This window comes from Marinimicrobium alkaliphilum, assembly GCF_003259155.1.
In the GTDB taxonomy this organism is placed as follows: domain Bacteria; phylum Pseudomonadota; class Gammaproteobacteria; order Pseudomonadales; family Cellvibrionaceae; genus Marinimicrobium_A; species Marinimicrobium_A alkaliphilum.
Window position 1 is genome coordinate 1 of sequence record NZ_QGMQ01000014.1, and the last position, 6,495, is coordinate 6,495.

Annotated in this window: 9 protein-coding genes; all 9 read left to right on the top strand. The window is 47.6% G+C overall.

Annotated elements, in window-relative coordinates:
- Nucleotides 1–469, top strand: a 469-nt coding sequence (locus DKW72_RS16030) for a hypothetical protein (RefSeq protein WP_232522440.1), incomplete at its 5' end; no start/stop codon positions are given.
- 104 nt (nt 470–573) lie between these two features.
- Entirely contained in the window at nt 574–816 is a 243-nt protein-coding gene (locus DKW72_RS16035; protein ID WP_111643404.1) for a hypothetical protein, read from the top strand.
- 421 nt (nt 817–1,237) lie between these two features.
- On the top strand, nt 1,238–1,447 hold the full coding sequence (locus DKW72_RS16040; protein WP_111643405.1) for a hypothetical protein: 210 nt from the start codon (nt 1,238–1,240) through the stop codon (nt 1,445–1,447).
- A gap of 521 nt (nt 1,448–1,968) precedes the next feature.
- Nucleotides 1,969–2,451, top strand: coding sequence for a hypothetical protein (locus DKW72_RS16450; RefSeq protein WP_157960519.1), 483 nt, complete (start codon nt 1,969–1,971; stop codon nt 2,449–2,451).
- A 1,052-nt stretch (nt 2,452–3,503) separates the two neighbouring features.
- On the top strand, nt 3,504–3,899 hold the full coding sequence (locus DKW72_RS16455) for a hypothetical protein (protein ID WP_157960520.1): 396 nt from the start codon (nt 3,504–3,506) through the stop codon (nt 3,897–3,899).
- Nucleotides 3,900–4,013: 114 nt separating this feature from the next.
- On the top strand, nt 4,014–4,307 hold the full coding sequence (locus DKW72_RS16065; protein WP_111643410.1) for a hypothetical protein: 294 nt from the start codon (nt 4,014–4,016) through the stop codon (nt 4,305–4,307).
- A 571-nt stretch (nt 4,308–4,878) separates the two neighbouring features.
- On the top strand, nt 4,879–5,238 hold the full coding sequence (locus DKW72_RS16460) for a hypothetical protein (RefSeq protein WP_157960521.1): 360 nt from the start codon (nt 4,879–4,881) through the stop codon (nt 5,236–5,238).
- Between the two features lie 141 nt (nt 5,239–5,379).
- Nucleotides 5,380–5,925: a GNAT family N-acetyltransferase gene (locus DKW72_RS16075; protein ID WP_111643412.1), complete on the top strand. Its 546-nt coding sequence runs from the start codon at nt 5,380–5,382 to the stop codon at nt 5,923–5,925.
- Between the two features lie 84 nt (nt 5,926–6,009).
- Nucleotides 6,010–6,432: a hypothetical protein gene (locus DKW72_RS16080; protein WP_111643413.1), complete on the top strand. Its 423-nt coding sequence runs from the start codon at nt 6,010–6,012 to the stop codon at nt 6,430–6,432.
- Nucleotides 6,433–6,495 lie beyond the last annotated feature (63 nt).

The window sequence follows — 6,495 nt, forward strand, 5'->3', positions numbered from 1 at the left end:
AGCTCTCGAGCTTCAAAGTATGAGTAAATTTTTAAAATATCTGTGGTATGCATTCGTAGCGATAATTGCCATATTTGGGGTGATGTTTATAGTCGTGATATTTCTTGGCGGTGCTGCAACATCATGCGGAGAAGATTCTGAGTCAGTTGCATATGCACGGGGAATGCCTGACGAGCGGCTGGCGAGGCTGTATTATGATATGGAGAGATTTTCCTTAGATTCTGCCAGTCTGTACTCCGAACTAAAAGCGGATAGCGAAGGTGTTTTCCCAGAGCCGTTTAGCGACATTAAAGCGGTGAGGGTTCGGCCGAAGCAGGGAAGTATCACGCTAAACGGGTGCTTTGATCATTACGTTCATTTAAGTTTTCACGGTTTTGAAAGCAATAAAGAGTTTTATCCAAAACGTCAAATTGTCCTGCGTTGGGGCGAACATGATGGTGCTGGCAGTGAAGTAATATGGTCAGAGTAAACAAGCTTAACAAGGTGCGGCATTACGCCGTCGCAAGCGTCGGCGGGACGCTCGTAAACTCGCGCCCATGCGCACGTCGTTATGTGCTCTCGGGAGAGTGAACCTTGAAAGTTAAAGTGGAACAGTTTGAATCCGGCTGGCAGGGCTTAATATTAGGACTTACATCGAAGGAAATCGATGAACTGATAGCAGCACTTAAGCAGCTAAAGATTGATCGCGGACATTTCCATTTCCGAAGTGACTTCGAGGGTTTTCCGAGCATCGGGGATATTGAGTTCTACTGGCAATCCTCAGATGCATCCAGTGATCTTGTTTTGGAGGCAAGTAATGTCATTAATCCTCGGTAAGGCACATAACCAATCGCAGCACTACACCGCCGTAAACGGCGGTGGGACGCTCGTAAACTCGCGCCCGTGTGCTTAGGCGTTAACTGTCACCCAGTACTCGGACTGATTTATGGAATTCAAAGTTGGGGAATACGTAAAGAAAAACCCAACAACTTGGCAGCCTAATGACTTCGACTCTTGGGGTCGCGGTGTAGGTGTAGGGCAGATCGTCGAGCCCCCCTTTGAGATGCCGAACGATCAAGTTGATGTTCTGTGGCCCGGAGGTAGGTGCTTTGAAAGCATACACCAGCTATTGCCAGCAACTAAAGCTACGGGTTCTGGCAATGGCAGTTAACAAACCAAGGCAGCGGAAATATTTTGCTTCGCTGCGCTCAAAACGCAAAATATTCCCCTGCTTGGGGCGTTAAATGCCCGAGAGAAGATGAAAGAAATTATCGACCTTAGTGCTCTTCCGGAAATTGATAGGGACATATATCTCAACGATTCGTGGTGCGATGACTGCAACGAAGCTGATCTCGGCATCAACAATCCAGAGCTATATATCGACGGTGGCCGGAAGTATATTGGTGGAACCTGTAAGGTCTGTGGCGCAATCTGCACTTCCGAAATTATCGAAAAACACATGGAGTAGCTGGGCGATGTGCCAACTGCATTTAACAAAGCAAGGCAAAATCGTTCCGCTTCGCTCCACTGGACGCGCTAACGCGCGCCTTTGCTTGCGGCGTTAACCAGGCGTATCGGATCGGCATGAATATGATTAGAGAATACTACACCCGGAAGGCGTACCAGCTTTACCCCTTTCGCTGGACTTTCGTAATTGCTCTGGCAGGTTCATTCTTCGGTCTTTGGGTGCATTCGAGTGCTTTCTTTTTGGCAGTCCATGTATTTATCCATGCCTGGTCAATTTTGGCGCTTGCAATAATTATTTACTATGGGCCCGTGAGAAGGCTGGCTGGTACATTGATGGTAGAAGGGGGGCGACCTTTGGCATGGCCTTTCATACTATTTTTTCATGCTGGTCTTGTTATTCTTACCGTGGGTGTTCTATATGGCATTCTTTTCGGTTAACAAAGCGCAGCACTACACCGCCGCAGGCGGCGGTGGGACGCTCGTAAACTCGCGCCCGTGTGCGCGGCGTTAACTGGATAGCGTATGAAGCAAGCAATAGTCGTAATGGCACTTCTTATGAGTTCACCTGCACTAGCGTGTTCGTTCGCTAGGACACTTGAAGATTTTGAAATTGAGGTATCGGAGAGTATCGAGCCAAAGTCCACTAAGTTTGAAGTAACTGAAATCGTTAGAGGACAAAATGACGGTGATCCTTACTCATGCTCCGATGCGGGAGTTATTATTCTAAAAGCGATAGAGATGCCGCCAGACACCGGGTTTATATTTAAATTGGTGAAAGGTGAATTCGAAGATATGCTGTTTGAAGAAGAGCCCGTCGTACCCTCTGGATTCGTTAATCCAAATGAATTTGTCTTTATATGGCTGGATGGTTCTAGCTATGAGCAAGAGGCTTTTGACATAGAGGTACAAATAACTCCTGTTTCTCGATCTGGAACCCGAGGAGAACCTACTTACCTAAACATATCCCACCCAGGCAGAGAACGACCATGGTGGAGATTTTGGTGAGACCAGTTAACAATCAGCTGTTATCGCCCCTTCGGGGCTGGGACGGCCTTTCCGCCGCTGCGCGGCTCCAAGTCCGCCCTAAAGCTGGGCGTTAACTGTATGAAATATCCATTTGAGCCGAAGTCGACAACCTATCTTGAGCCAGGGCAATTTTGGTCCATTCCTCTAAGCAATGGGCATTATGCCTGTGGGATCGTAGAGGCCAAGCTAGCCGACATGCACGATGGTAGAATTAGAGCGAAAACATTTCTTGGGGCTCTAATTGACTGGCATGGTGAGGAGCCACCAAATACGGAAAGCATACGAGATAGACCGATCTTAAAGTCGGGAGAAGCGCATATAAAGTCCATTCTTACTACCGGTGGTACTATTCTTGGAAAGTCGTCGTTTGAATGTCTTGGGGAGAGTCCGATAGTTAAATCTGACGATATTCTCACCATGGGATACGGAGTCTTAAAAAACGTTGCGGAACTTACATTCGTACAAAACAGTTAACCAAGCGCAGCACTACACAGCCTTCGGCTGTCGGACGCTCGCAAGCTCGCGCCGGTGTGCGCGGCGTTAGGCACCCCGAATGATGCAATGTCCTAAGTGTAAATCGAAAGACATCCTATCAGAGCGTTGGCTTTACGCGATGACACCGAATATCTGTCAGCGTTGCGGCTTTAAGTGGGAGCAAACGGTATTCTTTCGATTGTTTGTACCCGTATTCATGCTAGGCACTCTGTGCCTGACATTGCTGCCAAAGTCACTAAATAACACGATCTTAGGCGCCGTTATCATACTAGGCTATCTTTCTCTAATTCTAGTTGTTCCGGGCGTTCTGTGGTTGTTTAAACCCTACCAGGAGTGGGATGATCGTGCGGTAAAGAGAAAGCTTGTAAACTTCACAGCTTACGCTTTGCTTGGCATTTTCGGTGTCTTCGGAGTCATCTACCTAAATGCCTAACAATGCAATTATGTGCGCCACAGCAGGCTGTGGCCGGACCTCCGTTACGGCGCTTTGCGCCTCCACTCCGGCCGCATATTGCAGGCGTTAGCGACAGGAACACATGAAGACATTCTTAGGAATCTGCGTAGGCACATTTCTTCTATTGCCCAATGCAATGGCTCATGAAGATTGGCCTTGCACGCACGATGAAACTGAGCGATTGCGGGCTTTGGAGTCGGTTGCTGGCGCGATAGCAGTACTCCTTCAAGAAACAGAAGACCGGCCATTCTGGGTGCGTGAGCTGAGTGAGGAACTTGCAAATAGTCTGCCTGAGCCAATTGCCCGGGATGGAGTTTCCATTTCCTATAAGGATAGCTATCCCGGATCAAAAAACGAGCTGAGCACTAGCTGTATTTTGACATCTAGAAGTTACGGGCAAGTAACAAGCATTTGCTCTGTTCGCCTGGACAGTGAAACTTCAGAGTGCCATATTATGGAAGTGGTTTATGAGGAGTAGCGCTAACAAACTGTTCCAGTGCATTCCGGCACCTTCGGCGCCTCCATCGGACAGTCTAAACGCGGCTTCGCCGCAGGCTGCCGCTGAACAAGGGCGTTCTGTGTCAATGAGAATATGAAAATATACGAAAAGAGTGACGTAGATCAGGCTTTTAGTCGCGTTGTGAGTATGATCGAAGATGGCGCTGATCTTCAGAGCCTCAGGACATTTGGAGGGGGCCTGTCGATCACAATCGCCTCGCGCTTAGCGCAGTTGAAGACCGGACGCGCTAAAAGCATGAATAGAGAATCTGAAATAGCGAAGCTTGAGCGAGTAGAATCATGCTTGAAATTCAAGCTGAACACCAGCACGAGCGATGAGATTACTCATGATATTACCGAGGCCTATAAAATTTATGCAACGCAGTAGTAGCGAGTCTACACAGAACAAGGCCATTAAATACGCTCCCTTCGGTCGCCGGACCTCGCTTCACTCGGCCGTTTATGGCGGGCGTTAAATGCCTATGAACCTTAAGCCGTACATATCTGCTGAAGTAGTTGTCGCAATAGTGCCAGCTCTAGGGTTTTTGCTCTGGTCGACCGTCCTTTGGCCGAGCGCAGTGTCAGAGATATTATCCGGTAATTATTCAGGTTTTGGGTGGGTTTTGGCTATTTCTGTTCCTTCAGGTTGGATTGGTATAACGGGGCTGTTTGTCACTGGATTAAGCCTCGTGGCAGATGAGAGAATCGTTCCACCAAGATATCTCGTAATGCTATCCATAGGTATACTGGCTGGCATTGCCTCTGGCTTAGTGTTTTTCTTTAAAGTCTGGTGGCTTTCTTGGGTAATTATTCTACCCATAGCTGTTTCCATACATTTATTATGGATGGCGCGTAGCCGTGCCAAATCATTTAACAATGCGTAGCACTACACCGCCAAAAAGCGGCGGTGGGACGCTCGTAAACTCGCGCCCGTGTACGCGACGTTACATGTAAATGCTATGAATAAATATGAGTGTGGAAATTGCAAGCATTTGTTCGATGAAAGAAGTAGTATTTGTGAAGATTGGAGCGATAAGCAAAAATCTCTAATTTGCCCCATCTGCAAACACTATTTGGTTGAAGTGTACGATGACCGGAAAGAGATGGCTGCCGGAAAGTTGGCTGTAATTTCAGCTTTATTTTTTGCCATACTCTATGTCATTCTGGTTCTGGCTCTTGAGCTTAGGAAGCTTGAAAATATTATTGCTTTAGTTGGGGCGTTTTCTTCTCTGATTCTATTTCTTCGCTATCGAATACTTTCTTTGCGGTACTTCATTGGTCATATAAAGACTCGGAGCATTGGCGTATCAAACATGTAACAAAGTGTATCAACCCGCGCACTTCGTGCGCTGGACAGTTTTTAAGTCGTGGCTTTGTGGTTTTGCTGCGCAAAAGTAATCCACAAAGCCACGACTTAAAAACTGCCGTTGTACACGGCGTTATAAGGCATCATCTGGCACATGATTAGAACGGAACGATTGATACTTCGACAGTGGAATGACGAAGACCTCCTTCCTTTTTCACAGATGTGTGAGGATGAGGATGTGATGGAGTTTTTCCCTAAGGTTCTTACAGTTGAAGAAAGCTACGCAATGGGGGAGAAAATCAGATCACTCATCGCTGAGCGTGGGTGGGGATTTTGGGCAGTTGAGATTCCTAACCATAGTAAGTTTATTGGATTTGTGGGTCTGCATACTCCCAAGGAAAGCATGCCTTTTTCACCATGTGTTGAGATTGGCTGGCGTCTTGCGAAACGATATTGGGGTATGGGTTACGCGACAGAGGCCGCCAAAGAATCATTGCGGTATGCTTTTACTCACTTGGGCTTAGATGAAGTGGTCTCTTTTACGACAGTGAGTAATATTCGCTCGCAGTCTGTCATGGAGAAAATTGGGATGGCTTATACCAGCAAGTTTGAGCATCCTGACCTAGAACCTTCTGACTCGCTTTGCGAGCATGTTTTGTACAAGATCAGCAAGGTTCAGTGGGAGTTACATGCCTTATAACCAGGCCAGGCACAGCGACGGCTTTTCCGTTGCGGCTTCGCCTTCACTACAAAACCGCGCGTGCTGGCGGCGTTAGGCAGATCTATGATTGAGAGCATGAGTTTAGATCGAAAGTGCCTTGTGGAAGTTCGCGTTGGGAAAAGCCACGAGAAGGTTCATCCTGCCTGGCAGGACGATACCAATGATGGCTTTCTGATTTGCTATGACGTTAATTTGGTCTTTGACGATCAATCGATTTTCTTAGTCCAGCCATGTGAGGTGGAAACTACGGGCCGCTACCCAGGTCTGGGGTTGTCGCTGGAAAAGATAGAAGCTGTGAATCTTCCGTCACTCCTCAAGGTCTCCTGCCTTCCGATGAGGGTGGAGCAGGTAGTTCAAACGGATTGCTTGGGGGAGGATGTCATAAATCAATACATCATAGCCCTAGAAAATGGCAGCAAAATTGTAATCAGGCATGTATTTCCGCCAATGACAATGGGTATAAAATTCGAGCAAGAAAATGCCTAACCAAACGCACCAGTACGCAGCCTTCGGCTGCCGGACGCTCGCAAGCTCGCGCCGCTGTGCTTC

Bases quoted from the DNA above. Each gene is read 5' to 3' on its own strand.
- DKW72_RS16080 (WP_111643413.1), top strand. From the start codon at position 6,010: ATGATTGAGAGCATGAGTTTAGATCGAAAGTGCCTTGTGGAAGTTCGC.
- DKW72_RS16040 (WP_111643405.1), top strand. From the start codon at position 1,238: ATGAAAGAAATTATCGACCTTAGTGCTCTTCCGGAAATTGATAGGGAC.
- DKW72_RS16455 (WP_157960520.1), top strand. From the start codon at position 3,504: ATGAAGACATTCTTAGGAATCTGCGTAGGCACATTTCTTCTATTGCCC.
- DKW72_RS16065 (WP_111643410.1), top strand. From the start codon at position 4,014: ATGAAAATATACGAAAAGAGTGACGTAGATCAGGCTTTTAGTCGCGTT.
- DKW72_RS16460 (WP_157960521.1), top strand. From the start codon at position 4,879: ATGAATAAATATGAGTGTGGAAATTGCAAGCATTTGTTCGATGAAAGA.
- DKW72_RS16075 (WP_111643412.1), top strand. From the start codon at position 5,380: ATGATTAGAACGGAACGATTGATACTTCGACAGTGGAATGACGAAGAC.
- DKW72_RS16450 (WP_157960519.1), top strand. From the start codon at position 1,969: ATGAAGCAAGCAATAGTCGTAATGGCACTTCTTATGAGTTCACCTGCA.